A 25,963-nucleotide genomic window follows, 5' to 3' on the forward strand; every position below is an offset into this window, starting at 1 on the left:
AGCCCCCATGAGCCACGTCGCTGTCCGTCACCTCGATACCTCCGCCGCCGATTTCGAAGCCGAGTTCCGGCGTGTCCAGCATTGGTCGGCCGAGACCGATCATGCGATCGAGCAGCGCGTGGCTGAAATCCTGGACGACGTGCGCGAGCGTGGCGACGCCGCGGTGCTCGACTACACCGCGCGCTTCGACGGCCTGCAGGCCGAATCGATGGCGGCGCTGGAGCTGACGCGCGACGAGCTGAAAGCCGCGTTCGACGCCATCACCCCGGCCCAGCGTGACGCGCTGCAAGCCGCCACTGCCCGGGTGCGCAGCTACCACGAGCGCCAGCTGCAGGCCAGCGGCCTGAGCTGGAGCTATCGCGACGAGGACGGCACGCTGCTCGGCCAGAAGGTCACGCCGCTGGACCGCGTGGGCATCTACGTGCCCGGCGGCAAGGCCGCCTATCCGTCGAGCGTGCTGATGAACGCGATCCCCGCGACCGTGGCGGGCGTCGGTGAAATCATCATGGTCGTGCCCACCCCCAAGGGCGAGAAGAACGCGCTGGTGCTGGCCGCCGCTTACGTGGCCGGCGTGCACCGCGCCTTCACGATCGGCGGCGCACAGGCGGTCGGCGCGCTGGCCTACGGCACGGCCACCGTGCCGCGGGTCGACAAGATCACCGGCCCGGGCAACGCCTACGTGGCGAGCGCCAAGCGGCGCGTGTTCGGCCAGGTCGGCATCGACATGATCGCCGGCCCGAGCGAGATCCTGGTGCTGGCCGACGGCAGCACGCCGCCCGACTGGGTGGCGATGGACCTGTTCAGCCAGGCCGAACACGACGAACTGGCGCAGTCGATCCTGCTGTGCCCGGACGCCGATTACATCGCTCGCGTTCAGACCGAGATCGACCGCCTGATCGACGCCATGCCGCGCCGCGACGTCATCCGCGCCTCGCTCGAAGGCCGCGGTGCGCTGATCCGCACGCGCTCGATGGAAGAAGCCTGCGAGATCAGCAACCGCATCGCGCCCGAGCACCTCGAAGTGAGTTCTGCCGAGCCGCACCGCTGGGAGCCGCTGCTGCGCCATGCCGGCGCGATCTTCCTGGGCGCCTACACCAGCGAATCGCTGGGCGACTACTGCGCCGGCCCGAACCACGTGCTGCCGACCTCGGGCACCGCGCGCTTCTCGTCACCGCTGGGCGTCTACGACTTCCAGAAGCGCAGCAGCCTGATCGAGGTGAGCGAGCAGGGCGCGCAGACGCTGGGCCTGATCGCCGCCGAGCTGGCCTACGGCGAAGGCCTGCAGGCGCATGCGCAGGCGGCCGAGTTCCGGCTCAATCGGTGATGCGGGCGATCACGCCGGCGCCGACCGAATCCCCATCGCAAAGATTGTCGAGATGAGTTCCAGCACCGCCTCCCAGCCGCTCGCCACCCGCCTGCAAGCCACCTTGCGCCAGGACGTGCAGGGCATGCACGCCTACGCGGTGCAGCCCAGCGCCGGCTACACCAAGCTCGACGCGATGGAAAACCCGTTCACGCTGCCGCCCGAGCTGCAGCATGAGCTGGGCGAGCGCCTCGGCCGTGTCGCGATCAACCGTTACCCGGGCGGCCGCGTCGACGACCTGAAGGCTGCGCTCGCGCAGCACATCGATCTGCCCGCCGGTTGCAGCCTGATGCTCGGCAACGGCTCGGACGAGCTGATCGCCTTGCTGGCGCTGGCCTGCGACGTGCCCGGTGCCAAGATCCTGGCGCCCGTGCCCGGCTTCGTGATGTACGCGATGTCGGCGCAGTTGCAGGGGCTGGAATTCGTCGGCGTGCCGCTGACGGCCGAGTTCGAGCTGGACGAGGCGGCGATGCTCTCGGCCATCGAAACGCATCGCCCGGCCATCACCTACATCGCCTACCCGAACAACCCGACCGCGAACCTGTTCGACGAGTCGACGATCGAGAAGATCGTCGCGGCGGTGGGTGCGCAGAACGGCCTGGTGGTGTTCGACGAGGCCTATCAGCCGTTTTCGTCGCGCAGCTGGATGGGCCGCGTCGGCCGGCACGACCACGTGCTGGTGATGCGCACGCTCAGCAAGTTCGGCCTGGCCGGCATCCGCCTGGGCTACATGGCCGGCCCGGCGGCGCTGATCGCCGAGATCGACAAGGTGCGCCCGCCGTACAACGTCAGCGTGCTGAACGCGGAAGCGGCACTGTTTGCACTCGAACACGCCGACGAATACGCCCGCCAGGCCGCGATCCTGCGCGCCGAGCGCGAGCGGCTGCAGGCGGCGCTCAACGCCATGCCCGGCGTGCAGAGCCATCCGAGCGAGGCCAACATGATCCTGGTGCGTGTCGCCGACGGCGCGGCGGTGTTCGCCGGCCTGAAGCAGCGCGGCGTGCTGATCAAGAACGTCGCCGGCCTGCATCCGTCGCTGAAGAACTGCCTGCGCCTGACGGTGGGCACGCCCGAGGAAAATCAGCAGATGTTGGCGGCACTGGCCGCCGCCGTGATGTCCGTGATGGAAAAGCAGTCATGAACGAAGCAACGATGGCCGCCCCGCGCGTGGCCGAAGTCCAGCGCAACACCAACGAGACGCGCATCAGCGTGCGCATCAACCTCGACGGCAGCGGCGTTTCCAAGCTCGCCACCGGCATCGGTTTCTTCGACCACATGCTCGACCAGATCGCCCGCCACGGCATGATGGACATCGAGGTGGCCGCTGACGGCGACCTGCACATCGACGGTCATCACACGGTCGAGGACGTCGGCATCACGCTCGGCCTTGCGGTGGCCAAGGCAGTCGGCGACAAGAAGGGCATCACCCGTTACGGCCACAGCTACGTGCCGCTGGACGAAGCGCTGTCGCGCGTGGTGGTCGATTTTTCGGGCCGCCCCGGCCTGGAGATGGACGTGCATTTCAGCGCCGGCATGATCGGCGGGCTCGACACCCAGCTGATCTACGAGTTCTTCCAGGGTTTCGTGAACCACGCGCTGGTGAGCCTGCACATCGACAACCTCAAGGGCCGCAACGCCCACCACCAGGCCGAGACGATCTTCAAGGCCTTCGGCCGCGCGTTGCGCATGGCGCTGACGCCCGATCCGCGCTCGGCCGGGGTGATCCCGTCGACCAAAGGGAGCCTCTGATGACCGCCCCCACGCTCACTTTGTTCGCTGCCCCCCGAGGGGGCGCAGACCTCCCTTGGGGCGGCCCGGCGGGAGGTCTGGTATGACCCGAACCGTCGCTGTCGTCGATTACGGCATGGGCAACCTGCGTTCGGTGTCGCAGGCGGTGGCGCATGTGGCGCGCGACCTCGACATCAAGGTCATCGTCACCGCCAACCCGGAGGAAGTGCTCGCCGCCGAACGCGTGGTGCTGCCCGGCCAGGGTGCGATGCGCGACTGCATGCGCGAGCTGACCGAATCCGGCCTGAAAGAGGCCGTGCTCGAGGTGGCGCGCGACAAGCCGCTGATGGGTGTGTGCGTGGGCATGCAGATGCTGCTCGACCACAGCGACGAGCAGGACACGCCCGCGCTCGGGCTGATCCCGGGGCGCGTCAGGCGTTTTCAGCTCGAAGGCCGGATCCAGCCCGACGGCAGCCGCTACAAGGTGCCGCAGATGGGCTGGAACCGCGTGCACCAGAGCCGCGCCCATCCGGTGTGGGCGGGCGTGCCCGATCAGTCGTGGTTCTACTTCGTGCACAGCTACTTCGCGCAACCGGAATTGAGCGAACACAGCGCCGGTGAAACGGACTACGGCGATCGCTTTACCTGTGTGGTGGCGCGGGATAATATTTTTGCGACCCAGTTCCATCCTGAGAAGAGTGCCGATCAGGGCTTGGCCCTGTACCGCAACTTCCTGAGCTGGAAGCCCTGATGCCACGTGCACCGGGCTTCCGTCACTCCCTCCTCTAAATCTCGACCCCAGTCATGCTGCTGATCCCGGCCATCGACCTCAAAGACGGCAAGTGCGTGCGCCTCAAGCAAGGCGACATGAACGATTCCACCACCTTCGGCGAGGACCCTGCCGCAATGGCGCGGCGCTGGGTCGATGCCGGCGCGCGTCGCCTGCATCTGGTCGATCTGAACGGCGCCTTTGCCGGCAAGCCGGTCAACGAAGGCGCGATCAAGTCCATCATCGCCGCCGTCGGCGGTGACATCCCGATCCAGCTCGGCGGCGGCATCCGCGACCTCGACACCATCGAGCGATACCTCGACGATGGCCTGAGCTACGTGATCATCGGCACCGCCGCGGTCAAGAACCCGGGTTTCCTGCGCGACGCCTGCACCGCGTTCGGCGGCCACATCATCGTCGGCCTCGACGCCCGTGACGGCAAGGTCGCCACCGACGGCTGGAGCAAGCTGACCGGCCACGAGGTGGTCGACCTGGCGCGCAAGTTCCAGGACTACGGCGTCGAAGGCGTGATCTACACCGACATCGGCCGCGACGGCATGTTGAGCGGCATCAACATCGAGGCCACCGTCAAGCTGGCGCAGGCGTTGACCATTCCCGTGATCGCCTCGGGTGGCCTGAGCAACATGGCCGACATCGACGCGCTGTGCGCCGTCGAGCACGAAGGCGTGGACGGCGTGATCTGCGGGCGCTCGATCTATTCGGGCGACCTGGATTTCGCTGCCGGTCAGAAGCGCGCCGACGAACTCAACGGCGGCAGGGTCTGAACCGAATGAACCCGCACGCTCACTTCGTTCACTGCCTCCCGAGGGGGCTCGTTGCGCCCTTGGGGCAGCCCGGCGGTCGCTGATGCTCGCCAAACGCATCATTCCCTGCCTCGACGTCACCGGCGGCCGTGTCGTCAAGGGTGTCAACTTCGTCGAACTGCGTGACGCCGGCGACCCGGTCGAGATCGCCGCGCGCTACAACGAGCAGGGCGCCGACGAGCTGACCTTTCTCGACATCACCGCCACCAGCGACGGCCGCGACCTGATCCTGCACATCATCGAGGCGGTGGCCTCGCAGGTGTTCATCCCGCTGACGGTGGGCGGGGGCGTGCGCACGGTCGAGGATGTGCGCCGGCTGCTCAACGCCGGGGCCGACAAGGTCAGCTTCAACTCGGCGGCGGTGGCCAACCCGCAGATCATCCGCGACGCCTCCGACAAGTACGGCGCGCAGTGCATCGTGGTGGCGATCGACGCCAAGAAGCGGGTCGGCGACGACCTCGCGGCCAAGGGCCCGGGCTGGGACGTCTACACCCACGGCGGCCGCAAGAACATGCACATCGACGCGGTGGCGTGGGCGACCCGGATGGCGCAGATGGGCGCCGGCGAGATCCTGCTCACCAGCATGGACCGCGACGGCACCAAGATCGGCTTCGACCTCGACCTGACCCGCGCGGTGGCCGACGCGGTGCCGGTGCCGGTGATCGCCTCGGGCGGCGTCGGCAACCTCGAGCACCTGGCCGACGGCGTGCAGAAGGGTGGGGCGGACGCGGTGCTGGCTGCCAGCATCTTCCACTACGGCGAATACACCGTGGCGCAGGCCAAGGCGGTGATGGCTGCGCGCGGGATACCCGTGCGGTTTTGATGCGCTGAAGAACAAAAAAGCCGCGCTGTCCAGCGCGGCTTTTTTATTGAGTCAACCCAAGCGTTCAGGTATGCGCAGCGGCAGCTTGTGCTTTCTTGCGGCGGCTCATCGCACCGATCACACCCAGGCCGGCGAGCAGCATGGCGTAGGTTTCGGGTTCGGGGACGGCGGTGACGCTCAGCGTTCCGGTTGACCAGAATGCGGTTGGAGCGCCTGAACTGTAGTTCTCGGTGCGAAGCACATAGGACGAGCCCGTGCTGTGGAACAGATTCCAGCGGGGGAAACCACCCACCGAAAATGAAATGCCGTCATTCGTCAGATAATTCGCTGTGGCCTTGAACTGGTTGTCATTGCCGCCCAAGTTGTTGATGTTAAGCAGGTTGCTGACCGTCAAGTCGGAGCTGGAGGTGAGGTCGATCGTGCCCGTGAAGTCGTTGCCCGTGAGTACTTCAAAAGAACTTCCGTCTCCGGAAGTCGTGACCTGAAAATACGCGTCGACGATGTCTGTCCCGTAGAGGTTGCTGATGCCGTCGAAATGCAAATTGAAGACTTCGGCATGGGCCGTGTTCGCAACACCGAAACTGGTGGCGATGACAGCAGCACCCAACAGGGCCTTGGTGGTCGATTTCATGGCAGTACTTTCCGTTGCAGTCGGATCGGATGGAGCTCGATGGCTGATGGAGAAAGTGTGCGGCAGCGATGCCGACACCCCAATCCCGCAGGTGAGGGTCTGAACCCGGGTCTTGAGCCAGATCCTGTTGATTTTTTGTGCATCAACGACAAAAAGCCCCGCCATTGGCGGGGCTGGACATCAAGCGCAACGATTGCGCCGCTCAGATCGCGTCGTCGTGAACCTGTCGCTGTGACTGTCGACGCATGCTCACGAAACCCAGTGCGCCCAGGCCGGCCAGCAACATGGCGTAGCTCTCGGGTTCCGGCACCGGGCTGACCGGACTGACGCTCAACTGGCCGCGGCTGAAGAACGACGAGTCTTCGGCACTCAGGACATACGACCTGCTGTTGCTGCTGTAGAAGAGATTCCAGTTCAGCGCGTCGAGCGACACGCCATCGCTGCCCGCGATGAACGACACACCGCCGAATGTCAGATGCGTGCCGTCGAGGCGGAACAGATTGTCGTTGCCGCCGGTATTGCCGGGTGCCAGGAGGCCCGTGATCGAGGTGCCGCCCACGGTTCCCCAGAGGTCGGTGATGGTTTCAAAGCCGTCGGCGTTCGCCAATCCGTCGGTGGTGATGCTGAACTGTGCAAAGGTCGTACCGCCGAAACTCAGTACGTAATCGCCGGTGTAACTCGCGGCCTGTGCCGTTCCGAGCGTGCCGAAGCAGGCCAGCAGCGCAGCTGCGCCCAAAGTCTTGAGATTCATGAGGCTCCCGGTGTGGTTTGACGAATAGGTGTCAAAGCCAGTTTGCGTCGAACCCGTCGGGAGAGAACTTCGGAAACGGCAGGTATATCCGGGCCAGTTTCCGGCTTGCGCGCCTCAGACCAGGCCGTTGCGGATCGCGTAGACCGTCAGCTCGGAGTTGTTGGCCAGGCCCAGCTTCTCGAGTACCCGCGCGCGGTAGACGCTGACGGTCTTGGGGCTGAGCGTCAGCTCCTCGGCGATGTCTGACAGCCGCTTGCCCGAGGCGATCATCGTCAAGGTCTGCAATTCGCGGTCGGAAAGCTTGTCGTGCGCGGCCTCGCTGGAGGGCGTGGTGAGGTTCTCGACCAGCATCTGCGCCATCTCGGCCGTGATGTACTTGCGCCCCTGCGCCACCATGCGCGCCGCGGCGACGATCTGTGCCGGGTCGCTGCCCTTGTTGACGTAGCCGTAGGCGCCGGCCTTCAGCGCCCGCAGGGCGTACTGGTCTTCGGGGTACATCGAGACGATCAGCACCCGGATCGGCGAGCCTTCTTCCTTGAGCGCATGCAGCACGTCGAGGCCGCTGCGCCCGGGCATGTTGATGTCGAGCACCAGCACGTCGCAGGTCTGCTTGCGCAGGAGCGCGCGCAACTCGCCGTATTCGCCGGCTTCGCCGACCACTTCCATGTCGGGCTGTTCGGCCAGCGTGTCGCGGATGCCGCGTCGGATCAGGGCATGGTCGTCGCAGAGCATCACGCGAATCATAGGTCTCCCCAGGTGGATGGATCGTGCGGGCTGGTGGGCGGCGGCGGCCCGCCGTCATCGGCGTCGTGGTGCCGCATGGCGGACTGTTCGAGCGGCACCGACAGGATCAGCGTGGTGCCTTGCGGGGTGCCGGACAGGTCGACCCAGCCGCCCACGGTGTCGGCCCGTTCGTGCAGGCCGCGGATGCCGAACGAGCGGTCCTTGCCGAGGTCTCCCACGCCGAGGCCGCGGCCGTTGTCGCTGATCTCGAGCGAGAGCACGCCGGCGGCCATCGTCAGGTCGACCTGGACGCGGGTCGCTCGGGCGTGCTTGGAGATGTTGGTCAAGGCTTCCTGTGCGGTTCGGTACGCCACCAGCGGCACGCCGGCCGGCAGGCGCAGGTGGTCGTGGCTGGTGCGGAAGGTGGTCGATATGCCGCTGCGGCGCTCGAAACGCTGCGTCATCCATTGCAGCGCGGCCACCAGTCCTTGTTCGAGGATAGCCGGGCGCAGGTTGTGCATGATGCGCTGGCTGGCCTCGATGGCGTGATTGACAGTTTCCAGCGCCTGTTGTGCACGTTCGATCATCTGGGCGTTGCCGGCATGCCGCACGATCCAGGCCAGATCGAACTTGACCGCCGTCAGCGAGCCCCCGACGTCGTCATGGATCTCGCGCGAGATCGCGGTGCGCTCGAGTTCGATGCTCGTTTGCAGGTGCTGGGCCAGCTCGGACAGGCGACGACGCGATTGCGCCAGCTCGTGGTCGGCGCGCTGGCGGGCCCGCTGGGTCTCGCAGGCGTCGACCGAATGCATCAGCGCCGGCACCAGCCGTGCCAGGTTGCTCTTGAGCAGGTAGTCGGAGGCGCCGTTGCGCATCGCCTCGACGGCGGTGTCCTCGCCGATCTCGCCCGACACCAGGATGAAGGGCATCAGCTTGTCGCGTTCGCGCAGCAGCTCCAGCGCCACCAGGCCCGAGAAGCCCGGCAGGTTGTAGTCCGAGATCACCGCGTCCCAGGCGTGGCCGAGTGCGGCCATGTATTCGGCTTCGGTGTCGACCCGGCGCATCGACGGCTCGATGCCGCCGCGGCGCAGGTGGGCGAGCAGCAACTGGTGGTCGAGCTCGGAATCCTCGAGGTGGAGGATACGCACGCGGCGCAGCTTGGTCTGTCTTTGCATGGTGCGGGCTGCGGCTGTTGACGTCGTCACGCGGGCCGGCGACGTCGGTTGACAGGGGGCGGTGACCGGCGCAGTGAAACGAATTGCGCCGTGAATCACCGTGTCTTCGGCCAAAGGGAAAGGCCAGGACTGGTAAAAATTCTAACCATCGAGGCCCCATCCGCGGGCCGATCGCGCAGCCCTGAGGGGCGACCCGAATCACGAATGCGCTTGCCAGTCACGTCCACGGAGTAGCGATGCAGATGTCCGACGAAATCGATCCCGACGCGCCCGCTGCCTTTCCCTTGCTGATGGCAGCGGAACTGCAGGATCACCTGCTCACCGCCACCAACGATCTCGATCGCCTGCAGCGCCTGCTGACCGACGCGAGCGAGGAGCTGATGGGGCATTTCTACGGCGCCAACAGCCGCCTGTCGGGTCTGCTGCGCGACGCCGCCGTGCTGCCGCACGTCGACACCACGGCGCTGCATTCGGCGATGCAGAGCCTGAGCGGGGCGGTCACCGCGCTGCAGTTCCAGGACATGGCCTCGCAGCTCATCGAGCACACCCACCGCCGCCTGCGGTCCTGCGTCGACCAGCTGGCGCGCGAGGCCATGGGCTTCGATCCCGAAGGCGATGCCGTGATCGAGGATGCGCCGTTGCGCCCCAACCCGGTCACCCAGGACGAGATGGACGCCGGTTCGGTCGAACTGTTCTAGCGAACCGCCGAACCCGCCAGCCCCAGCCGAAACCCATACCCCCGGTCAAAACAGAATCTTCTCGGAGCGCGCAATGCATTCAATCCTCGCAGTAGACGACTCGGCCTCGATGCGCCAGATGGTTTCCTTCACGCTCAAGAGCGCCGGCTACAACGTGGTCGAGGCGGTCGACGGCCAGGACGCCTGGGAGAAAGCGGGTAGCCGCAGCTTCGACCTGGTGCTGACCGACCAGAACATGCCTCGCCTGGACGGCATCGGCCTGACGAGGAAGCTGCGCGAGACCTCCCAGTTCAAGAACACGCCGATCCTGATCCTGACCACCGAGTCGAGCGACCAGATGAAGCAGGCGGGCCGCAGCGCCGGTGCCACCGGTTGGCTGGTCAAGCCGTTCGACCCGACCAAGCTGATCGAGGTGATCAAGAAAGTGGTGCGCTGAGCGCACCCCCCCATCGATCGATCTGTCCGGGACCACAGGGATACACCATGGCCGAAATGACCTCCTCCGAGGGAGCCAGCGCAAGCGCGGGCATCGACCTCAGCCAGTTCTATCAGGTCTTCTTTGAAGAAGCCGGCGAGAACCTGCAGCGCATGGAACAGCAGCTGCTCGAACTCGACCTCAGCGCCGCCGACGACGAGGCGATGAACGCGATCTTCCGCTGCGCCCACTCGATCAAGGGCGGCGCCGCCACCTTCGGGTTCAGCGACGTGGCCGAGCTGACGCACGAGATGGAGACGCTGCTCGACAAGCTGCGCCGCCACGAGCTGGCGCCGCATGCCCGCATGGTCGACGTGCTGCTGGCCGCCGGCGACGCGCTGCGCGAGCAGCTCGGCCGCCACCAGGGCAGCGGTGCCGACCCGGTCGACACCACCGAGCTGCTGCTGGCCATCAAGGCGATGTCGTCGGGCGAGGTGCCGCCGGCGCAGCCTGCCGCTGCCGCCTCGGTCGCCGCCGTCGCATCGGTGGCCGTCACGGCCCAGCCGGAGCCCGTGCACGCCGGCCTGCGCGAGCTCGACCTGCGGGTCGGCCCGCTCGACGACCCGAAACAGGCCGACAACCTGCTCGACCTGTTCAAGGAGATCACCGACCTCGGCACCATCGAGCCGATCGACATCGGCCAGGCGGCCGACGGCATGCGCCGCTACAAGGTCGTGACCAGCAGCACCGACGCCGAGCTGCTCGATCTGTTCACCTTCCATGTGGCGCGTGAGCAGGTGCAGCTGCAACCCTTCGGCCCCGGCTACGGCTTCCATGCCGGCAACCCGGGCGTGCCCGAAGGTGCAACGCCGCTCGACATCGAGCCGGCCGCCGAAGCGGCCCCGCACGATCCGGGCTACGGCTTCTTCGACGGTGCGCCAGGCGCACCGGGTGCACGGGCCGCCGCCGCGCCCGCGACGCCGGTGGTCGTGCCGGTCGCCGAAGCCAAGGCCGCGCCGGTGGTGCCGGCCAGGCCGGCCGCGCGCGCCGACAAGCCGGCCTCGGGCGGGCTCGATTCCAGCACCATCCGGGTCTCGGTCGAGAAGGTCGACCAGCTCATCAACCTGGTGGGCGAACTCGTCATCACGCAGGCGATGCTGGCGCAGAACAGCCGCGACCTCGATCCGGTGCTCTACCAGCAGCTGATCGCCGGCCTGAACGACCTCGACCGCAACACCCGCGACATGCAGGAATCGGTGATGTCGATCCGCATGATCCCGATGTCGACCGTCTTCAGCCGCTTCCCGCGCATGCTGCGCGACCTGGCGGCCAAGCTGGGCAAGAAGGTCGAGCTGGTCACGCAGGGCGAGGCCACCGAACTCGACAAGGGCCTGATCGAGAAGATCACCGATCCTCTCACCCACCTGGTGCGCAACAGCTGCGACCACGGCTGCGAGATGCCGGCCGACCGCATCGCCCGTGGCAAGCCCGAGACCGGCATCATCACGCTGAGCGCCTCGCACCAGGGCGGCTCGATCGTCATCGAGGTGCGCGACGACGGCCGCGGCCTGTCGCGCGACAAGCTGCTGCGCAAGGCCCGCGAACGTGGCATCGACGCGCCCGACAGCATGAGCGACCAGGACGTCTGGGGCCTGATCTTCGCGCCCGGCTTCTCGACCGCCGACGTCGTCACCGACGTGTCGGGCCGGGGTGTCGGCATGGACGTGGTCAAGAAGAACATCACCAGCCTGGGCGGCACGGTCGAGATCGATTCGGCCGAGGGCTACGGCATGAGCGTCAAGGTGCGCCTGCCGCTGACGCTGGCCATCATGGACGGCATGAGCGTGGGCGTGGCCGACGAGGTCTACATCCTGCCGCTGGCCTCGGTGGTGGAGAGCTTCCAGGTCACCGACAAGACCATCAAGACCATCGGCGGCACCGGCCGCATCGTGCAGGTGCGCGACGAGTACATGCCGGTGATCGAGCTGGAGAAGGTGTTCGAGGTGCCACGCTTCGACTTCGAGCGCGTCGCCGCCATCATGGTGGTGGTCGAGGCCGAAGGCGGGCGGGTCGCCCTGCTGGTCGACGAACTGCTCGGCCAGCAGCAGGTGGTGGTCAAGAACCTCGAGTCCAACTACCGCCGGGTGCCCGACGTGTCGGGGGCCACCATCATGGGCGATGGCCGCGTCGCGCTGATTCTCGATACCGGTTCGCTGGTGCGTCGTTCGCGCCATTGATCCCCGCGCAACTGCCGAGCCCCAGGGCGACAAGGAGACATGATGTTTGAAAGCCTGCAGACCGTGATGCGGCAGTTCTCGATCCGCCTGCGCATGGCCGGAGCGGTGATCATGGTGCTGGCGCTGTTTGCGCTGTTTGCCGCGCTTGCGCTGGGCATCGGCATGAACCTGCAGCAGCAGAACCGCCATTTCATCGAGCACTCGATGGTCGAGCAGGGCCATGTGACGCAGATCCGCAGCCTGCTCGGCGAGGTGCAGGTGGCCGAGAAGAGCATGGTGATCGACTACGAGAACGCCGAGCTGATGACGGCCCACCGCGCTGCCTGGGACACCGCTGCCAAGGGGCTGCGCGCAGCGCTTGCCGCCATGATGGACGGCGAGGAAGACGCCGACAACCTGGTCGCGCGCGACGCGATCGCCCGGCTCGACGAATACCTCGCCACCACCGGCAAGGCGGTCAGCAACGCCCAGGCGGGTGTCTACGACAGTGCCAAGGCGGTCGACCGGGTGCTCGAGCGGTCCAAGGTGCTGATGGTCGGCGTGGTCAAGAACGTGGCCGAGATCCAGCAGATCGTGGAGGCCGAAGCGGTCGCCACGCAGGCCGAGATCGAGGCCTCGACCCGCACCGCGCTGATGCTGTTCGCGGCCTCGCTGGCGCTGGTGGTGGTGCTGGTGACGCCGATGACCTTGATCAACTCGCGCAGCATCGTGCGTCCGATCGACGAGGCACGCCGCTTTGCCGCCTCGATCGCCCAGGGCGACCTGAGCGTGCGCCTGGCGGTGACGGGCCGCGACGAAGCGGCCGAGCTGATGCGCGCGCTGGTCGAGATGCAGCAGTCGCTGCAGACGATGGTGGGCAGCATCCGCAGCAGCGCCGAGTCGATCTCGGTGGCCAGCACCGAAATCGCCAGCGGCAACCAGGACCTGTCGGGCCGCACCGAACAGACCGCCAGCAACCTGCAGCACGCCGCCAGCTCGATGGAGCACCTGACCGGCACGGTGCGGCAGACCGCCGACTCGGCCCGCACCGCCAACCAGCTGGCCGTCTCGGCCGCCGAGGCCGCGCAGCGCGGTGGCAGCGTGGTCTCGCAGGTGGTCACCAACATGGAGGAGATCAACGCCAGCTCGAAGAAGATCGCCGACATCATCGGCGTGATCGACGGCATCGCCTTCCAGACCAACATCCTGGCGCTCAATGCGGCCGTCGAAGCGGCGCGCGCCGGTGAACAGGGCCGCGGCTTCGCGGTCGTGGCCGGCGAGGTGCGCAACCTGGCGCAGCGCAGCGCCAACGCGGCGCGCGAGATCAAGAGCCTGATCGGCGCCAGCGTCGACAAGGTCGAGAGCGGCGCACGCCTGGTGCACGACGCCGGCAGCACGATGAGCGAGATCGTCTCCAGCGTGCAGCGGGTCACCGACATCATCGGCGAGATCACCGCGGCCACCACCGAGCAGAGCGGCGAGCTCGGCCAGGTCAACGCCACCGTCAACCAGCTCGATCAGATGACGCAGCAGAACGCCGCGCTGGTCGAGCAGAGCGCGGCCGCAGCCGAGAGCCTGAAGGAGCAGGCGCTCAAGCTGTCCGACGTGGTGAAGGCCTTCACCGTCGGCAGCGGCGCAATGGGCGGCGACAGCCCGGTGTCGTACACCGCCGTGCCGTCGATGCCCGCACGGCCGGTCACATCGACCTACCAGCCCAAGCCGGTGCCGGTGTCCGCGCCCAAGGCGGCTCCGCCTGCTCCCCGCGCCGAGGCGCCGGCCAAGGCCGAACCCCGGGCAGAACCGCAGGCTGCGATGGCGACATCCGACGGCGACTGGGAAACCTTCTGATGCAGGAGCCCGCGGATGCGGGCTCTTTTTTCGTTGTCCACAATCATGAAAACAGCCACTGCACAGCCTCCCACCATCAACCATGACGATCAGATCGTGCTGGCCGGCATCGGCGCGACCCTGGCCGCAGCGCTGGTCTACGCCACCACGCTGGGTGGCGAGACCGGCCTGGTGGCGCTGATCGGCGCGGTGCTCGCTGCGGCCAGTCTGGGCGTGGCAGTCGCGGCCAGCCGTGGCACGGCTGGCCGCATCCTGCTGCCGGTGCTCGGCATGGCGATGGTGGCGCTGCTGATCCACTCGGCGCGTGGCCGGGCCGAGGCGCACTTCGCGGTGTTCGCCTTCCTGGCCGTGACGGTGGTCTATCGGGACTGGCGCGCCGTGCTGGCGGCCGCCGCCGCGATCGCCGTGCACCACCTGAGCTTCAACTACCTGCAGGAGGCCGGCTGGGGCGCGATCTGCTTCACCGATCCGGGCCTGGGCCGGGTGCTCGAACACGCCGCCTACGTGGTGGTCGAGGCCGCCGTGCTGATCCTGCTGGCGCGGCGCGCCCAGGCGCAGGCCGATGCCGCCCAGGAGCTGAGCCGGCTGGCCGAGCGTCTGCTCGGCAGTGACGGCTCGATCGACCTGAGCCACGCCCACGACCCGGTGCGCTGGGAGACATCACGCCAGGTGCAACTGATGCTGCAACGGGTCGAGGCGGTGCTGAGCTCGGTGGGGCAGGCGGCCGAACAGATCCGCATCGCCAGCCGCGAGGTCGCCACCGGCAGCCAGGACCTGAGCCACCGCACCGAACAGACCGCCAGCAACCTGCAGCACACCGCCAGCGCGATGGTGCAGCTGACCGGCACGCTGCAGCAGTCGGCCGATTCGGCGCGCACCGCCAACCAGCTCGCCGGCTCGGCAGCCAGCGTGGCACAGCGCGGCGGGGTGGTGGTCTCGCAGGTGGTCGACACCATGAACGAGATCAACACCAGCTCGAAGAAGATTGCCGACATCATCGGCGTGATCGACGGCATCGCCTTCCAGACCAACATCCTCGCGCTCAACGCCGCGGTCGAAGCCGCCCGCGCCGGCGATCAGGGCCGCGGTTTTGCGGTCGTGGCCGGCGAGGTGCGCAACCTGGCGCAGCGCAGCGCCGGCGCCGCGCGCGAGATCAAGGCGCTGATCGGCGCCTCGGTCGATCGGGTCGAATCGGGCTCGCGCCTGGTGTCGGATGCGGGCTCGACGATGGACGAGATCGTCGCCTCGGTGCAGCGGGTCTCGGCCATGATCGGCGAGATCAGCGCGGCGTCTTCGCAGCAGAGCAGCGGCATCGGCCAGGTCAACGGCTCGGTCGCCCAGCTCGAATCGATGACGCAGCAGAACGCGGCGCTGGTCGAGGAAAGCGCGGCCGCCTCCGAGAGCCTGCGCGAACAGGCGCAGCGCCTGACGGCGTCGATCAGCCTGTTCCGCCTGGGTCGTGCGCCGCTCAGCGCCTTGCCGGGCTGATCATTCCTGGGCGCGGCGCAGGGTCTGATTGACGGGCTGGCGCAGCACTTCACGCAGGCTGTACCAGCCGGCCAGCCAGGCCAGCACGGCGCCGACCAGCGTGCCCACGGCCGCCACCCACAGCGGCGCGGTCCAGTCGAAATTGAACACGTAACGCGCCAGCGCCCAGCCCACCACCAGCGCCGCCGCGCTGGCCAGTGCGCCGGCCAGGGCGCCCACGCCCAGCAGTTCGGTGCGCTGCACGGCCGCCAGCAGGCGCCGGCTCGCGCCCATCGCGCGCATCAGCGCAAATTCGCGCGCGCGCGCCTCGCGGGTGGCGCTGACGGCGGCGAACAGCACCAGCAGTCCCGACGCCAGCGTGAAGCCGAACAGGAACTCCACCGCCGAGATCACCTGATCGAGCACCCGCTGGATCTGCGCGATCTGGGCCGAGACGTCGATGCTGGTGATGTTGGGGAAGTCGCGTGTCAGCGCGCCGTCGAAGCCGGCCTGCGGCGGCGCCCGGAAGGCGGCGATGTAGGTGGCCGGCAGGTCGGCCATCACGGCGCGCGGGAACATCACGAAGAAGTTCACCCGCATCGACGTCCAGTCGACCTTGCGCAAGCTGGTGATGCGGGTCGTGACGGGCACGCCGGCGATGTCGAAGGTCACGCGGTCGCCGAGTTTCAGGCCGAGGGTTTCGGCCAGGCCCTGTTCGACGCTCATCGCATCGCTGTCTTCGGCCTGCCAGGCACCGCCGACGACGCGGTTGTGGCCGGGCAGCGTGGCGGCGTGGCTCAGGTTGAACTCGCGGTCGACCAGCCGGCGGGCGCGATCGTCCTTGTAATCGTCGACCTGCACCGCGCGGTCGTTCACCGCCAGCAGGCGGCCTCGGATCATCGGGTACCAGTCGTAGTTGGCGACGCCGGACTGGCGCAGGCTGGCCTGGAAGGCGTCGGACTGCTCGGGCTGCACGTTGATGACGAAGCGGTTGGGCGCATCCACCGGCGTGGCGGCGCGCCAGCTGGCGATCAGGTCGGTGCGCAGCAGCACCAGCAGCACCAGCGCCATCAGGCCGAGCGCGAGCGCGCTGACCTGCAGCACCACCAGGCCCGGCCGGGCGCCGAGCTGGCGCGTGGCCAGCGCCAGCCAGCGCGGCGCGCCGACGTCCGGCACGGCGCGGCGCAGCAGTAGCACGCCGCCCCAGGCGCCGAGCGCGAACAGCAGCCAGGCGCCGGCAAAACCGCCGACGGCGATGCCGCCGAGCTTCCAGTCGGCCGCCACCGCCAGCAGCAGCGCCGCAAAACCGATCAGCCCGGCCAGCAGCACGCCCAGGCTGGCGGCCTTGCGCTCGCCCAGCTCGCGCCGGATCACCCGCAGCGGCGGCACGCTGGCGAGCTGCAGCACCGGCGGCAGGCCGAAGGCGGCGAGCAGCACCATGCCGACGCCGAGCCCGAACAGCGCCGGCCAGACGCCCGGCGCCGGCAGATCGCTGTTGACCAGTCCGGCCAGCAGCCAGACGAACACCAGGTGCACGACCAGCCCGATCAGCACGCCGATCACGCTGGCGGCCAGGCCGACCAGGCCGATCTCGATGCCGTAGATCGCCGCGATGCGCCGCTGCGGCAGGCCCAGCACGCGCAGCATCGCGCAGGCGTCGATGTGTCGGGCCGCGAATCCGCGCGCGGCGATGCCCACCGCCACGGCGGCCAGCAGCGCCGCCAGCACCGCCACCAGGCGCAGGAACTGGCCGGCGCGGTCGAGCGTCTGGCGCATCTCGGGTCGTGCGCCTTCGAGCGACTCGACCCGCGCGCCGCGGATCTTGCGGCCTTCGATGCGGGCCTCGGCCCAGCTCACGAAACCCTGCACCGCGCTGTCGGAGCCACGGCCTTCGCGGGCGGCCACCGCCAGGCGCCAGGTGACGCGGCTGGCCGGCTGGATCAGCCCGGTGGCGGCCAGATCGGTGTCGGCCAGCATCACGCGCGGCGCGAAGTTGATGAAACCGGCGCCGCGATCGGGCTCCTGCACGATCACCTGGGCGATGCGCAGCCGGGCGTCGCCGAGCTGCAGCGCGTCGCCCACGCCGAGCGCCAGCGCGTCGAGCACGGCGGCGTCGACCCACACCGTGCCGGCGGCCGGGCCGTTGCCGACCGCGCGCGGCGCACCTTGCGGCGTGTCGGCGATCTGCAGGCTGCCGCGCAGCGGATAGGCGGGTTCCACCACCTTGACCGACACCAGCCGGGCGGCGCCGCCCCGGGCCTCGTCGGCGCGCGCCATGCTCGGGAAGGTCGCGCTGCGTGCCGCGGCCAGGCCCATCTCGGCAGCGGTGGCGGCAAAGTCGGCCGGCAGCGGCTGGTCGCTGGCGACCACGGCGTCACCGCCCAGCAGTGCCAGGGCGTCGCGGTTCATGCCGCCTTGCAGCCGGTCGGCAAAGAAGCCGACGGCGCTCAGCGCGGCCACCGCCAGCGCCACCGCCACCAGCATCAGGCGCAGTTCGCCGGCGCGCAGATCGCGCCGCAACTGGCGCCAGGCCAGGATCCAGACCGGCGTGGGCCGGTTCGGGCGCACGGCGCGCGGCGCCGAGCCCAGGGCGCCACCGGGCGCGGTGTCGGCGGCTATCGAGGAACTGGGCGGCTGTGGGGGCATGGTGTGTCGGCGCGAGCGGTGTGCGGTGGGTGCGGCAGTGCGAGCCGAGCACCCTACACCAAGGCCGGGCGTCGCGCCGCCGGCGGGTTGCTGCGCCACGTTGACTGGCGCCCTGAACGCTGGATGCAAAGTGGCCGAATGACCGCCGGGTGCCGCGGTGATTCAATCGCCTCACCATGACGCACAGCCTGCCCCCGCTCTACCTCTCCCACGGCTCGCCGATGATCGCGATCGAGCGCTCGCCGGCCTCCGATTTCCTGGATCGTCTCGGCCCGGTGATCGACCGCACCTTCGGACGCCCGCGTGCCGTGCTGGTGGTGTCGCCGCATTCGGCCACCCGCACGCCGATGGTGATGGCGGGCGCGCGCCACGAGGCGATCCACGATTTTGGCGGCTTCCCCGACGCGCTCTACCAGCAGCGCTACAGCACCGCCGGCGCGCCGCTGCTGGCCGCCGACGTGGCGCAGCGGCTCGTCAAGGTCGGCCTGAATGCCCAGGCGGTCGACGCCTCGGGTCTTGATCACGGCATCTGGACGGTGCTCAAGCGTGCCTGGCCGGATGCCTCGATCCCCGTCGTGCCGCTGACCCTGGTGCCCAACTGGACACCCGCGCAGCAATGGGCGGTGGGCGCGGCGCTGGCCGATCTGGCCGACGACGGCGTGCTGATCATCGGCAGCGGCTCGCTGACGCACAACCTGCGGCGCTTCTTCGGCGAGCGCCCGAGCGCCGACGCGCCGGTGTCGCCCGACGTGGCGGCGTTCCAGGACTGGATCCGCCAGCGCGGCGCCGCCTGCGACTGGCCGGCGCTGTTCGACTACCGCCGCCAGGCGCCGCATGCGGCCCAGCAGCATCCGACCGACGAACACTGGCTGCCGTACTACATCGCCGCCGGTGCGGGTGGCGAGACCCAGCCGGCGGTGCGCATCCACGCCAGCGTCGACGCCGGCATCCTGGCGATGGACGGCTACGCCTTCGGACCGCAGGCCGCACGCTTGGCTGAGGCGCTGGGCTGAATCGGTTCCGACCTGGCTCAGGCCGGGTTGTCGATGTCGATGTGGCGGTGGCTGATGCCGCAGCGCTCGGCCACGTGCGCACCCAGCGCCATCGCGCCATAGCGTTCGCTGGCGTGGTGGCCGCAGGCGATGTAGGCCACGCCGCTCTCGCGGGCGTAGTGGGCCTGCGGTTCGGAGATCTCGCCGGTCAGGTAGAGGTCGGCGCCGGCCGCGATCGCCGCCTCGAAATAACCTTGCGCGCCGCCTGTGCACCAGGCCACGCGCCGGATCGGCCGGCCGTCGCCCTCGACCAGCAGCGGCGCGCGCTGCAGGCGCGCGCCGATGTCGGCTGCGATCGATGCGGCGCTTTGGCCAGGCTCTGCCGGCTGGCCGATGCAGCCGAGCGCCTTGTCGCCGAAATTGCCTTGCGGCGTCCAGCCCAGCACGCGGGCCAGCTGGGCGTTGTTGCCGAGCGTCGGGTGGGCATCGAGCGGCAGGTGGTAGGCGATCAGGCTGATGTCGTGGCGCAGCAGCGCGGCCAGGCGCTGCTTCATCCAGCCGGTGACGCGGCCGTCCTGGCCGCGCCAGAACAGGCCGTGGTGGACCAGCAGCGCGTCGGCCCCGTCGGCCGCCGCGGCCTCGATCAGCGCCAGGCTGGCCGTGACGCCGCTGACGAGGTGGCGAACCTCGGCGCGCCCCTCGACCTGCAGACCGTTCGGCCCATAATCTGCAAAACGGGCTGCATCGAGCAGTTCGTCGAGGTACTGCGTCAGCTCATCGCGATTCGCCACCATCTTTTCCTTCATGCGCAGGCTCTGGCTCGTATTTTCTCAGGCTGTCACGGTGGCCGTGGCAGTGGTTTTCGTGCTCGCCACCTTCAAGCCGGCTTGGCTCGGCGGCTGGTCGGAGTTTGGCACGCGAGACCGCGGCGGGCCGGCGGTCCAGGTGCTGATGGCACCGGCGCCCGCTGCCGTGCCGCAGGCCGCATCGGGCGTCGGCGGCGTGCAGAGCCTGGCCTACGCGGCGCGGCGCGCGGCGCCGTCGGTGGTCAGCGTGGTGACCTCCGGCAGCCGGGGGCGCGGCGAGGGCTCACCACACGGCAGCGAGCCGTGGTTCCGGCGCTTCTTCGGCGAGCAGGATCAGCCGGCCAACGGCATGGGTTCGGCGGTGATCGTCTCGACCGACGGCTATCTGCTCACCAACAACCACGTCATCGAAGGCGCCGAACAGATCGAGGTGGTGCTCGCGGATGGCCGCCGTTCGGTGGCCAAGGTGATCGGCAGCGATCCCGACAGCGACCTGGCGGTCCTCAAGATCGACGGCCGTGACTTGCCCGCCGTCACCTTCGGCGTGGCCGACGCGCTGCAGGTCGGCGACGTGGTGCTGGCGATCGGCAACCCGTTCAATGTCGGCCAGACCGTCACCTCGGGCATCGTCAGCGCGCTCGGCCGCACCGGGCTGGGCCTCAATACCTTCGAGAACTTCATCCAGACCGATGCCGCGATCAATCCCGGCAACTCGGGCGGTGCGCTGGTCGATGCCGGCGGCCAGCTGCTGGGCATCAACACGGCGATCTATTCGCGCTCGGGCGGCAGCATGGGCATCGGTTTTGCCATCCCGGTGACGACCGCGCGCCAGGTGATGGACGGCCTGATCCGCAACGGCGTGGTCACGCGCGGCTGGATCGGCGTGCAGCCGCGCGATCTGACACCCGAGCTGGCCGAGTCGATCAAGAGCCGGGCGACCCAGGGCGTGCTGATCGCCGGTGTCCTGCAGGACGGCCCGGCCAGCGACGCCGGCATGTTGCCGGGCGACGTGGTGCTGCGCATCGCCGGCCATCCGGTGGCCAACACCGCGCAGCTGCTCAACGAGGTGGCTGCGCTGGCGCCGCAGAGCCGCACCAGCGTGTCGATCCTGCGTGGCGATCAGGCGCTCGATCTGCAGGTCAAGGTGGCGCAACGGCCCAGTCTGCGGCCACGCCAGTCCGACGACCAGCGCTGAACCGGCTCACTCGCTCGCCTCGGCCGGTGCCTGGGTGTGCTTGATGAACACCTGCGCGGCCAGGATGCCGACTTCGTAGAGCAGGCCCATCGGCACCAGCAGGGCGATCATCGAGACCGCGTCGGGCGGCGTGACGAGGCCGGAGACGGCGGCGGCGGCCACCCAGAAATAGCGCCGGAAGCTGCGCAGCTGATCGAGCGTGACGACACCGAGCCGCGCCAGGATGACCACCGCCACCGGCACCTCGAAGGCCACGCCGAAGGCGATGAACATCGTGATGACGAAGTCGAGATAGGCCTCGATGTCCGGGCTCACCGAGACCGACGCGGGTGCCATCGCCTGGATCGCCGGGAAGGCCTGGCCGAAGACGAAGAAATAGCAGAACGCCACGCCGGTGTAGAACAGCATCGTGCTGGTGGCCACCAGCGGCATCACCAGCCGCTGCTCGTGCTTGTAGAGGCCCGGCGCCACGAAGGCCCAGACCTGATAGAGCACCCAGGGCAGCGAGATGCCCAGCGCGGCCAGCGCGGTGACCTTGATCGGGATCAGGAAGGGCGAGACGACGCCCACCGCGATCATCTTCGAGCCCTGCGGCAACGCCGCCACCAGCGGGCTGGCGAGCAGGTCGTAGAGCCGCGACGGGCCGGGGTAGAGCGCGAGCACGGCAAACACGGCGCCGATGCCGTAGACGGCTTTCAGCAGCCGGTCACGCAACTCGATCAGGTGGCTGACGAAGGGCTGCTCGGAGCCCGCCATTTCGTCGGGCGGAGGGGTGGGGGTCGAACTCAATGGGTCACCAGGCTCTCGCGCGCTGGCATCGGCCAGCTCCGCGGTCAGTAGGATTTCGAGGTGCGTGGGCGATGTCGGGCCACCCGGGCGGCGGCCGACTGCACATGGCGACGCACGCCTTCGCGCTGCTTGTACCACTGCGGCGTGGCGCCCCGCTTGACGCGCCACTTCTTCTGCGGATGCACGTACGAGGGGCCGGGGTTGATCCAGCCGACCGGATCATCGACGTCGTAGGGGTTGGGCGGCTCTTCGAGCTGCAGGGCACTGTTGATGTCGGAGGTGGCTTCTTCAAGACCGCTGCTGACGGTCTGCCCGACATCGCGCGCGGCGCTGTCGAACTCCTGCTTCATCTTGTTGAGCTCCTCGAGCTCGATGGAGCGGCTGACCTCGGCCTTGACGTCGGCCACGTAACGCTGGGCCCGGCCAAGGAAGGTGCCGGCCATGCGGGCGATGCGCGGCAGGCGTTCCGGGCCGATCACGACCAGGGCGATGCCGCCGATGATGAGCAGCTTGGTGACACCGATGTCGAGCATGGATGGGGCTGTGGACGCGCGTCGGCAGGCTTATTTGGTCTTGGCTTCGACGTCGATCGTCTGCGTGTCGATGCGCTTCTCGGCGCTGACCTGCGCAGCCGGTTCGGCAGCCTTGGCGGCAGCGGCGTCAGCCTCGGTCTTTTCGCCGGTCTTCATGCCGTCCTTGAAGCCCTTGACGGCACCCCCGAGGTCGGAGCCGATGTTCTTGAGCTTCTTGGTGCCGAAGATCAGCACGATGATGACGAGGAAGATGATCAGGTGGGTGGTCGAGAGGCCCATGGCATGTCTCCAGTGCGGCAGGAAGCTGTGGAAGGATTCTAGACGGCGCTGTCCGGCCGTCCTGATGGCAGGGTCGGGGCGTTCAGCCGTGTTTCCAGGGGCGCGGGCCGCCCATCACGTGCAGGTGCAGGTGATAGACCTCCTGCCCGCCGTCCGGCCCGGTGTTGATGACGACCCGGAAGCCGTTGTCGGCGCCGTTCTCGCGCGCCAGCTGCGGCGCCAGCGCCAGCATGCGGCCCAGCAGCGCCTCGTGGGCGGCATCCACCTCGGTCAGGTTGACGATGTGGGTCTTGGGGATGATCAGCAGGTGCACCGGCGCGGCCGGGCGGATGTCCTTGAAGGCCAGCAGTTCCTCGTCTTCGTAGACCTTCTGGCACGGGATCTGGCCGCTGGCGATCTTGCAGAACAGGCAGTTGGGGTCGTGGCTCATTTGGGATTCGGGCAAGGCTCAGGTCTTGGGGCTGCGTTGGGCAAATTCCTGCAGGCCCGACAGGCCCTCGCGGCGCTGCAGCTCGGCCAGCACGTCGGCCGGTGTCAGGTCGAACTGCGCCAGCACGATCATCGAATGGAACCACAGGTCGGCCATCTCGTAGACGATCTGCTCGCGCTGGCCGTCCTTGGCGGCGATGACGACCTCGGTGGCCTCTTCGCCCACCTTCTTGAGCATGCTGTCGGTGCCCTTGCGGAACAGGCGCGCGACATAGCTCTTGTCGGGGTCGCCGTCGCGGCGTGCGGCGATCACCTCGGCGAGGCGCGCCAGCACGTCCTGGGACGTCGCCGTGGCGGCGGACGGGTCGATGGCGTCGGTGCTCATTTGTAGATGCTCGAAGGATCTTTCAGGACCGGCTCGACGCTCTGCCAGGCGCCGTCCTTGAGCAGCTGGAAGAAACACGAGTGGCGGCCGGTGTGGCAGGCGATGCCGGGCTGGTGGCCGAGCTGCTCGACCTTCAGCAGCACCACGTCGGCGTCGCAGTCGATGCGGATCTCGTGCACCCGCTGCACATGGCCGGACTCCTCGCCCTTGTGCCAGAGCCGTCCGCGCGAGCGGCTCCAGTACACCGCTTCACCGCGTTGTGCGGTGAGCGCGAGTGCCTCGCGGTTCATCCACGCGAACATCAGCACGTCGTTGCTCTGCCATTCCTGCGCGATGACGGGAACGAGCCCGTCGTCGGTCCATGTGATCTGATCTAGCCAACTCATGGACTCAGTGTATCAACCGGTCCGTGACGGAATGGGTACGCCACGACAATCGCGCATGCCCGGCGGCCCTGCGGCCGACCGCCCGAACCGCGCCCACGCGCTGCGCTCCACCTGCCCCATCCGCTTGACCACGCCATGAACACGCCGTCCGTGCCCGCCGATCCGTCCTCGCCGAATCCCTTGCCGCTGCTGTTGACCCAGGGTGACGTCTGCGGCATCGGCCCCGAGATCATCATGGCGGCGGCCGGCCGGGGCGAGCTGGCCGGCGTGGTGGTGCTGGGCGATGTCGACGTGCTGCGGCGCGCCGCCGGCTGCCTGCGCAGCACCGACGACGGCCCGCGCCAGCCGATCGCCGTGCTCGACGACCTGTCCGATCTTGCCGAGGTGCCGCCCGGCGCCTTGGCGGTGCTGCCGATGCGCACGCCGATCGCCGGCCTGGCGGACCTGCCTTGGGGCCGGATCGATGCACGTGCAGGCCAGGCGGCGGCGGCCTGCATCCGCGAGGCGGTGGCCCAGGTGATGGCGGGCCGCGCGGCCGGCATCGTCACCGCGCCGATCCACAAGGAAGCGCTGTTTGCTGCCGGCGAGCCGTACCCCGGCCACACCGAGATGCTGGCCGACCTGGGCGGCCACGATGGCCGGCCGGCCGACGTGCGCATGATGCTGGCCAACGACGAGCTCAAGACCGTGCTCGTGACGGTGCACTGCGCGCTGCGCGAGGCGATCGAGCGTGTCACCACGCAGGCCGTGCTGTCGACGCTGCGCATCGCCCATCGAACTGCGGCGCAGTGGGGCCAGCCGGCACCGCGCATCGGGGTGGCCGGGCTCAATCCGCATGCCGGCGAGGGCGGGCTGTTCGGGCGCGAGGAGATCGACATCATCGCCCCGGCGATCGCCGCCGCGCAGGCCGAGGGCATCGCCGCCAGCGGGCCGCATGCGCCCGACACCGTCTTCATGCGCGCGCGCCGCGGCGAGTTCGACATCGTGCTGGCGATGTACCACGACCAGGGGCTGATCCCGGTCAAGTACCTGGGCGTCGAACAGGGCGTCAACGTGACGCTGGGCCTGCCGTTCGTGCGCACCAGCCCCGATCACGGCACCGCGTTCGATCTGGCTGGCACCGGCCGCGCCGACCCGGCCAGCCTGATCGCCGCGGTGCACATGGCGCGTCGGCTGCTGGCGGGCAGCTGAACACGCCGCACGGATCAACCGAAGCTGTAGTCGGCCACCACGCCGGCGAAGACCGCAAAACCGAGCCAGTGGTTGGCGCGGAAGGCCTTGAAACAGCCGTCGCGGCTGCGGTCGCGGATCAGCCGGAAATGCCACGCCGCCTGGGCTGCCGCCACCAGCAGGCCGATCATGAACGGCACGCGCAGCCCGGCCTGCCAGCCGAGCAGGCCCCAGATCAGCACGAAGGCGGCGTAGAAGGCCATCACGCCGATCACGTCGAACGCGCCCAGCGTGATCGCCGAGGTCTTGATGCCGATGCGCAGGTCGTCGTCGCGGTCGACCATCGCGTATTCGGTGTCGTAGGCCAGCACCCAGAACAGGTTGCCGATCAGCAGGCCGATCGCGACCGGCGGCACCTGCGACTGCACCGCCGCAAACGCCATCGGGATGCCGAAGCTGAAGGCCACGCCCAGCACCGCCTGCGGCATCGAGACGTGGCGCTTGGCGTAGGGGTAGGCCATCGCCACCGCCAGCGCGGCGAACGACCAGGTGATGGTCGGCGCATTGGTGGTCAGCACCAGCAGGAAGGCCGCCAGCGCCAGCACGGCGCCCACCAGCAAGGCCTCGCGCACGCCGATGGCGCCGCTGGTGACGGGGCGGTTGGCGGTGCGCTTGACGTGGCGGTCGAAGTCGCGGTCGGCGACGTCGTTGATGCAGCAGCCGGCGCTGCGCATCAGGATCGTGCCGAGCGTGAAGACGATCAGCAGGTGCCAGCCGGGGAAGCCGCCGGCGGCGATCCACAGCGCGGCCAGCGTCGGCCACAGCAGCAGCAGCCAGCCGGCCGGGCGATCCCAGCGGATCAGGTTCAGATAGAGCGAAAAACGGGAGGCGACCAGATTCATCGGCGCCGATTATCGGCGTG

General features: G+C 68.7%; 27 protein-coding genes. 14 read left to right on the top strand and 13 right to left on the bottom strand.

Features of this window, described 5'->3' with window-relative positions; all coding sequences use genetic code 11:
- The first annotated feature begins 7 nt into the window (after positions 1–7).
- From hisD to hisF, 6 genes are all read left to right on the top strand, one after another.
- On the top strand, positions 8–1,324 hold the full coding sequence (gene hisD, locus LCHO_RS07910) for a histidinol dehydrogenase (protein WP_012346615.1): 1,317 nt from the start codon (positions 8–10) through the stop codon (positions 1,322–1,324).
- Positions 1,325–1,376: 52 nt separating this feature from the next.
- A complete protein-coding gene (gene hisC, locus LCHO_RS07915) occupies positions 1,377–2,504 on the top strand; it encodes a histidinol-phosphate transaminase (RefSeq protein WP_012346616.1) in 1,128 nt (375 codons plus the stop codon).
- Positions 2,501–3,112: an imidazoleglycerol-phosphate dehydratase HisB gene (gene hisB / locus LCHO_RS07920; protein ID WP_012346617.1), complete on the top strand. Its 612-nt coding sequence runs from the start codon at positions 2,501–2,503 to the stop codon at positions 3,110–3,112. The genes hisC and hisB overlap by 4 nt, the downstream gene beginning before the upstream one ends.
- 82 nt (positions 3,113–3,194) lie before the next feature.
- Positions 3,195–3,842: an imidazole glycerol phosphate synthase subunit HisH gene (gene hisH, locus LCHO_RS07925; RefSeq protein ID WP_012346618.1), complete on the top strand. Its 648-nt coding sequence runs from the start codon at positions 3,195–3,197 to the stop codon at positions 3,840–3,842.
- Positions 3,843–3,895: 53 nt separating this feature from the next.
- A complete protein-coding gene (gene hisA, locus LCHO_RS07930) occupies positions 3,896–4,645 on the top strand; it encodes a 1-(5-phosphoribosyl)-5-[(5-phosphoribosylamino)methylideneamino]imidazole-4-carboxamide isomerase (RefSeq protein ID WP_012346619.1) in 750 nt (249 codons plus the stop codon).
- 82 nt (positions 4,646–4,727) lie between these two features.
- Positions 4,728–5,507 (top strand): imidazole glycerol phosphate synthase subunit HisF, encoded by a 780-nt coding sequence (hisF, locus tag LCHO_RS07935; RefSeq protein WP_012346620.1) that lies wholly within the window; start codon positions 4,728–4,730, stop codon positions 5,505–5,507.
- 64 nt (positions 5,508–5,571) lie between these two features.
- Here the strand turns inward: hisF and LCHO_RS23330 are convergent, their stop codons facing one another.
- The 4 genes from LCHO_RS23330 to LCHO_RS07955 form a co-directional block, all read right to left on the bottom strand.
- On the bottom strand, positions 5,572–6,138 hold the full coding sequence (locus LCHO_RS23330) for an FxDxF family PEP-CTERM protein (RefSeq protein ID WP_012346621.1): 567 nt from the start codon (positions 6,136–6,138) through the stop codon (positions 5,572–5,574).
- A gap of 202 nt (positions 6,139–6,340) precedes the next feature.
- A complete protein-coding gene (locus LCHO_RS07945) occupies positions 6,341–6,889 on the bottom strand; it encodes a PEP-CTERM sorting domain-containing protein (protein ID WP_012346622.1) in 549 nt (182 codons plus the stop codon).
- A gap of 114 nt (positions 6,890–7,003) precedes the next feature.
- The gene (locus tag LCHO_RS07950) at positions 7,004–7,633 is read right to left on the bottom strand and encodes a response regulator (RefSeq protein ID WP_012346623.1); all 630 of its coding nucleotides are present in this window, start codon (positions 7,631–7,633) and stop codon (positions 7,004–7,006) included.
- Positions 7,630–8,787, bottom strand: coding sequence for a hybrid sensor histidine kinase/response regulator (locus LCHO_RS07955; RefSeq protein ID WP_012346624.1), 1,158 nt, complete (start codon positions 8,785–8,787; stop codon positions 7,630–7,632). The genes LCHO_RS07950 and LCHO_RS07955 overlap by 4 nt, the downstream gene beginning before the upstream one ends.
- A gap of 236 nt (positions 8,788–9,023) precedes the next feature.
- Between LCHO_RS07955 and LCHO_RS07960 the strand changes: the two genes are divergently transcribed.
- The 5 genes from LCHO_RS07960 (at position 9,024) to LCHO_RS24190 (ending at position 15,452) form a co-directional block, all read left to right on the top strand.
- Entirely contained in the window at positions 9,024–9,485 is a 462-nt protein-coding gene (locus LCHO_RS07960) for a hypothetical protein (protein ID WP_012346625.1), read from the top strand.
- 73 nt (positions 9,486–9,558) lie between these two features.
- Positions 9,559–9,921: a response regulator gene (locus LCHO_RS07965; protein WP_012346626.1), complete on the top strand. Its 363-nt coding sequence runs from the start codon at positions 9,559–9,561 to the stop codon at positions 9,919–9,921.
- A gap of 47 nt (positions 9,922–9,968) precedes the next feature.
- Positions 9,969–12,137: a chemotaxis protein CheW gene (locus LCHO_RS07970; protein ID WP_012346627.1), complete on the top strand. Its 2,169-nt coding sequence runs from the start codon at positions 9,969–9,971 to the stop codon at positions 12,135–12,137.
- Positions 12,138–12,179: 42 nt separating this feature from the next.
- Positions 12,180–13,964, top strand: coding sequence for a methyl-accepting chemotaxis protein (locus LCHO_RS07975; protein ID WP_012346628.1), 1,785 nt, complete (start codon positions 12,180–12,182; stop codon positions 13,962–13,964).
- A gap of 45 nt (positions 13,965–14,009) precedes the next feature.
- Positions 14,010–15,452: a methyl-accepting chemotaxis protein gene (locus tag LCHO_RS24190; protein WP_275935186.1), complete on the top strand. Its 1,443-nt coding sequence runs from the start codon at positions 14,010–14,012 to the stop codon at positions 15,450–15,452.
- On the opposite strand, the gene LCHO_RS07985 is transcribed toward LCHO_RS24190, so the two are convergent.
- Positions 15,453–18,077: an ABC transporter permease gene (locus LCHO_RS07985; protein WP_012346630.1), complete on the bottom strand. Its 2,625-nt coding sequence runs from the start codon at positions 18,075–18,077 to the stop codon at positions 15,453–15,455.
- A 176-nt stretch (positions 18,078–18,253) separates the two neighbouring features.
- Between LCHO_RS07985 and LCHO_RS07990 the strand changes: the two genes are divergently transcribed.
- Positions 18,254–19,090 (top strand): DODA-type extradiol aromatic ring-opening family dioxygenase, encoded by an 837-nt coding sequence (locus LCHO_RS07990; protein WP_012346631.1) that lies wholly within the window; start codon positions 18,254–18,256, stop codon positions 19,088–19,090.
- A gap of 17 nt (positions 19,091–19,107) precedes the next feature.
- Here the strand turns inward: LCHO_RS07990 and LCHO_RS07995 are convergent, their stop codons facing one another.
- Positions 19,108–19,875 carry a Nif3-like dinuclear metal center hexameric protein gene (locus LCHO_RS07995; protein ID WP_012346632.1) on the bottom strand — a complete coding sequence of 256 codons (768 nt, stop codon included), beginning with the start codon at positions 19,873–19,875 and terminating at the stop codon, positions 19,108–19,110.
- On the opposite strand from LCHO_RS07995, the gene LCHO_RS08000 reads away from it, so the two are divergent.
- Positions 19,874–21,070, top strand: a complete 1,197-nt coding sequence (locus LCHO_RS08000; protein WP_043704023.1) for a S1C family serine protease — start codon at positions 19,874–19,876, stop codon at positions 21,068–21,070. The two genes, LCHO_RS07995 and LCHO_RS08000, sit on opposite strands and share 2 nt — an antisense overlap.
- A 6-nt stretch (positions 21,071–21,076) precedes the next feature.
- Here LCHO_RS08000 and tatC read toward each other — a convergent pair whose 3' ends face one another.
- From tatC to hisI, 6 genes are all read right to left on the bottom strand, one after another.
- Entirely contained in the window at positions 21,077–21,859 is a 783-nt protein-coding gene (gene tatC / locus LCHO_RS08005; protein WP_420805701.1) for a twin-arginine translocase subunit TatC, read from the bottom strand.
- A 44-nt stretch (positions 21,860–21,903) separates the two neighbouring features.
- Positions 21,904–22,392 carry a Sec-independent protein translocase protein TatB gene (gene tatB / locus LCHO_RS08010; protein ID WP_012346635.1) on the bottom strand — a complete coding sequence of 163 codons (489 nt, stop codon included), beginning with the start codon at positions 22,390–22,392 and terminating at the stop codon, positions 21,904–21,906.
- Between the two features lie 30 nt (positions 22,393–22,422).
- A complete protein-coding gene (gene tatA, locus LCHO_RS08015; protein ID WP_012346636.1) occupies positions 22,423–22,671 on the bottom strand; it encodes a Sec-independent protein translocase subunit TatA in 249 nt (82 codons plus the stop codon).
- Between the two features lie 82 nt (positions 22,672–22,753).
- Positions 22,754–23,101 (bottom strand): histidine triad nucleotide-binding protein, encoded by a 348-nt coding sequence (locus LCHO_RS08020; protein WP_012346637.1) that lies wholly within the window; start codon positions 23,099–23,101, stop codon positions 22,754–22,756.
- Between the two features lie 18 nt (positions 23,102–23,119).
- Positions 23,120–23,485: a phosphoribosyl-ATP diphosphatase gene (locus LCHO_RS08025; protein WP_012346638.1), complete on the bottom strand. Its 366-nt coding sequence runs from the start codon at positions 23,483–23,485 to the stop codon at positions 23,120–23,122.
- Positions 23,482–23,871 (bottom strand): phosphoribosyl-AMP cyclohydrolase, encoded by a 390-nt coding sequence (gene hisI, locus LCHO_RS08030; protein WP_012346639.1) that lies wholly within the window; start codon positions 23,869–23,871, stop codon positions 23,482–23,484. The genes LCHO_RS08025 and hisI overlap by 4 nt, the downstream gene beginning before the upstream one ends.
- Before the next feature lie 135 nt (positions 23,872–24,006).
- Between hisI and pdxA the strand changes: the two genes are divergently transcribed.
- Entirely contained in the window at positions 24,007–25,062 is a 1,056-nt protein-coding gene (gene pdxA, locus LCHO_RS08035) for a 4-hydroxythreonine-4-phosphate dehydrogenase PdxA (protein WP_012346640.1), read from the top strand.
- A gap of 14 nt (positions 25,063–25,076) precedes the next feature.
- Here the strand turns inward: pdxA and ubiA are convergent, their stop codons facing one another.
- Complete coding sequence (gene ubiA, locus LCHO_RS08040) at positions 25,077–25,943, bottom strand: 4-hydroxybenzoate octaprenyltransferase (protein ID WP_012346641.1); 867 nt, start codon at positions 25,941–25,943, stop codon at positions 25,077–25,079.
- Positions 25,944–25,963 lie beyond the last annotated feature (20 nt).

The organism is Leptothrix cholodnii SP-6 (assembly GCF_000019785.1).
GTDB classification, from domain to species: Bacteria; Pseudomonadota; Gammaproteobacteria; order Burkholderiales; family Burkholderiaceae_C; genus Sphaerotilus; species Sphaerotilus cholodnii.

What these genes read in the sequence shown, in the direction of transcription:
- hisD (WP_012346615.1), top strand. Translation starts at nt 8, where the DNA reads ATGAGCCACGTCGCTGTCCGTCACCTCGATACCTCCGCCGCCGATTTC.
- hisC (WP_012346616.1), top strand. Translation starts at nt 1,377, where the DNA reads ATGAGTTCCAGCACCGCCTCCCAGCCGCTCGCCACCCGCCTGCAAGCC.
- hisB (WP_012346617.1), top strand. Translation starts at nt 2,501, where the DNA reads ATGAACGAAGCAACGATGGCCGCCCCGCGCGTGGCCGAAGTCCAGCGC.
- hisH (WP_012346618.1), top strand. Translation starts at nt 3,195, where the DNA reads ATGACCCGAACCGTCGCTGTCGTCGATTACGGCATGGGCAACCTGCGT.
- hisA (WP_012346619.1), top strand. Translation starts at nt 3,896, where the DNA reads ATGCTGCTGATCCCGGCCATCGACCTCAAAGACGGCAAGTGCGTGCGC.
- hisF (WP_012346620.1), top strand. Translation starts at nt 4,728, where the DNA reads ATGCTCGCCAAACGCATCATTCCCTGCCTCGACGTCACCGGCGGCCGT.
- LCHO_RS23330 (WP_012346621.1), bottom strand. Translation starts at nt 6,138, where the DNA reads ATGAAATCGACCACCAAGGCCCTGTTGGGTGCTGCTGTCATCGCCACC.
- LCHO_RS07945 (WP_012346622.1), bottom strand. Translation starts at nt 6,889, where the DNA reads ATGAATCTCAAGACTTTGGGCGCAGCTGCGCTGCTGGCCTGCTTCGGC.
- LCHO_RS07950 (WP_012346623.1), bottom strand. Translation starts at nt 7,633, where the DNA reads ATGATTCGCGTGATGCTCTGCGACGACCATGCCCTGATCCGACGCGGC.
- LCHO_RS07955 (WP_012346624.1), bottom strand. Translation starts at nt 8,787, where the DNA reads ATGCAAAGACAGACCAAGCTGCGCCGCGTGCGTATCCTCCACCTCGAG.
- LCHO_RS07960 (WP_012346625.1), top strand. Translation starts at nt 9,024, where the DNA reads ATGCAGATGTCCGACGAAATCGATCCCGACGCGCCCGCTGCCTTTCCC.
- LCHO_RS07965 (WP_012346626.1), top strand. Translation starts at nt 9,559, where the DNA reads ATGCATTCAATCCTCGCAGTAGACGACTCGGCCTCGATGCGCCAGATG.
- LCHO_RS07970 (WP_012346627.1), top strand. Translation starts at nt 9,969, where the DNA reads ATGGCCGAAATGACCTCCTCCGAGGGAGCCAGCGCAAGCGCGGGCATC.
- LCHO_RS07975 (WP_012346628.1), top strand. Translation starts at nt 12,180, where the DNA reads ATGTTTGAAAGCCTGCAGACCGTGATGCGGCAGTTCTCGATCCGCCTG.
- LCHO_RS24190 (WP_275935186.1), top strand. Translation starts at nt 14,010, where the DNA reads ATGAAAACAGCCACTGCACAGCCTCCCACCATCAACCATGACGATCAG.
- LCHO_RS07985 (WP_012346630.1), bottom strand. Translation starts at nt 18,077, where the DNA reads ATGCCCCCACAGCCGCCCAGTTCCTCGATAGCCGCCGACACCGCGCCC.
- LCHO_RS07990 (WP_012346631.1), top strand. Translation starts at nt 18,254, where the DNA reads ATGACGCACAGCCTGCCCCCGCTCTACCTCTCCCACGGCTCGCCGATG.
- LCHO_RS08000 (WP_043704023.1), top strand. Translation starts at nt 19,874, where the DNA reads ATGCGCAGGCTCTGGCTCGTATTTTCTCAGGCTGTCACGGTGGCCGTG.
- LCHO_RS07995 (WP_012346632.1), bottom strand. Translation starts at nt 19,875, where the DNA reads ATGAAGGAAAAGATGGTGGCGAATCGCGATGAGCTGACGCAGTACCTC.
- tatB (WP_012346635.1), bottom strand. Translation starts at nt 22,392, where the DNA reads ATGCTCGACATCGGTGTCACCAAGCTGCTCATCATCGGCGGCATCGCC.
- tatA (WP_012346636.1), bottom strand. Translation starts at nt 22,671, where the DNA reads ATGGGCCTCTCGACCACCCACCTGATCATCTTCCTCGTCATCATCGTG.
- LCHO_RS08020 (WP_012346637.1), bottom strand. Translation starts at nt 23,101, where the DNA reads ATGAGCCACGACCCCAACTGCCTGTTCTGCAAGATCGCCAGCGGCCAG.
- LCHO_RS08025 (WP_012346638.1), bottom strand. Translation starts at nt 23,485, where the DNA reads ATGAGCACCGACGCCATCGACCCGTCCGCCGCCACGGCGACGTCCCAG.
- hisI (WP_012346639.1), bottom strand. Translation starts at nt 23,871, where the DNA reads ATGAGTTGGCTAGATCAGATCACATGGACCGACGACGGGCTCGTTCCC.
- pdxA (WP_012346640.1), top strand. Translation starts at nt 24,007, where the DNA reads ATGAACACGCCGTCCGTGCCCGCCGATCCGTCCTCGCCGAATCCCTTG.
- ubiA (WP_012346641.1), bottom strand. Translation starts at nt 25,943, where the DNA reads ATGAATCTGGTCGCCTCCCGTTTTTCGCTCTATCTGAACCTGATCCGC.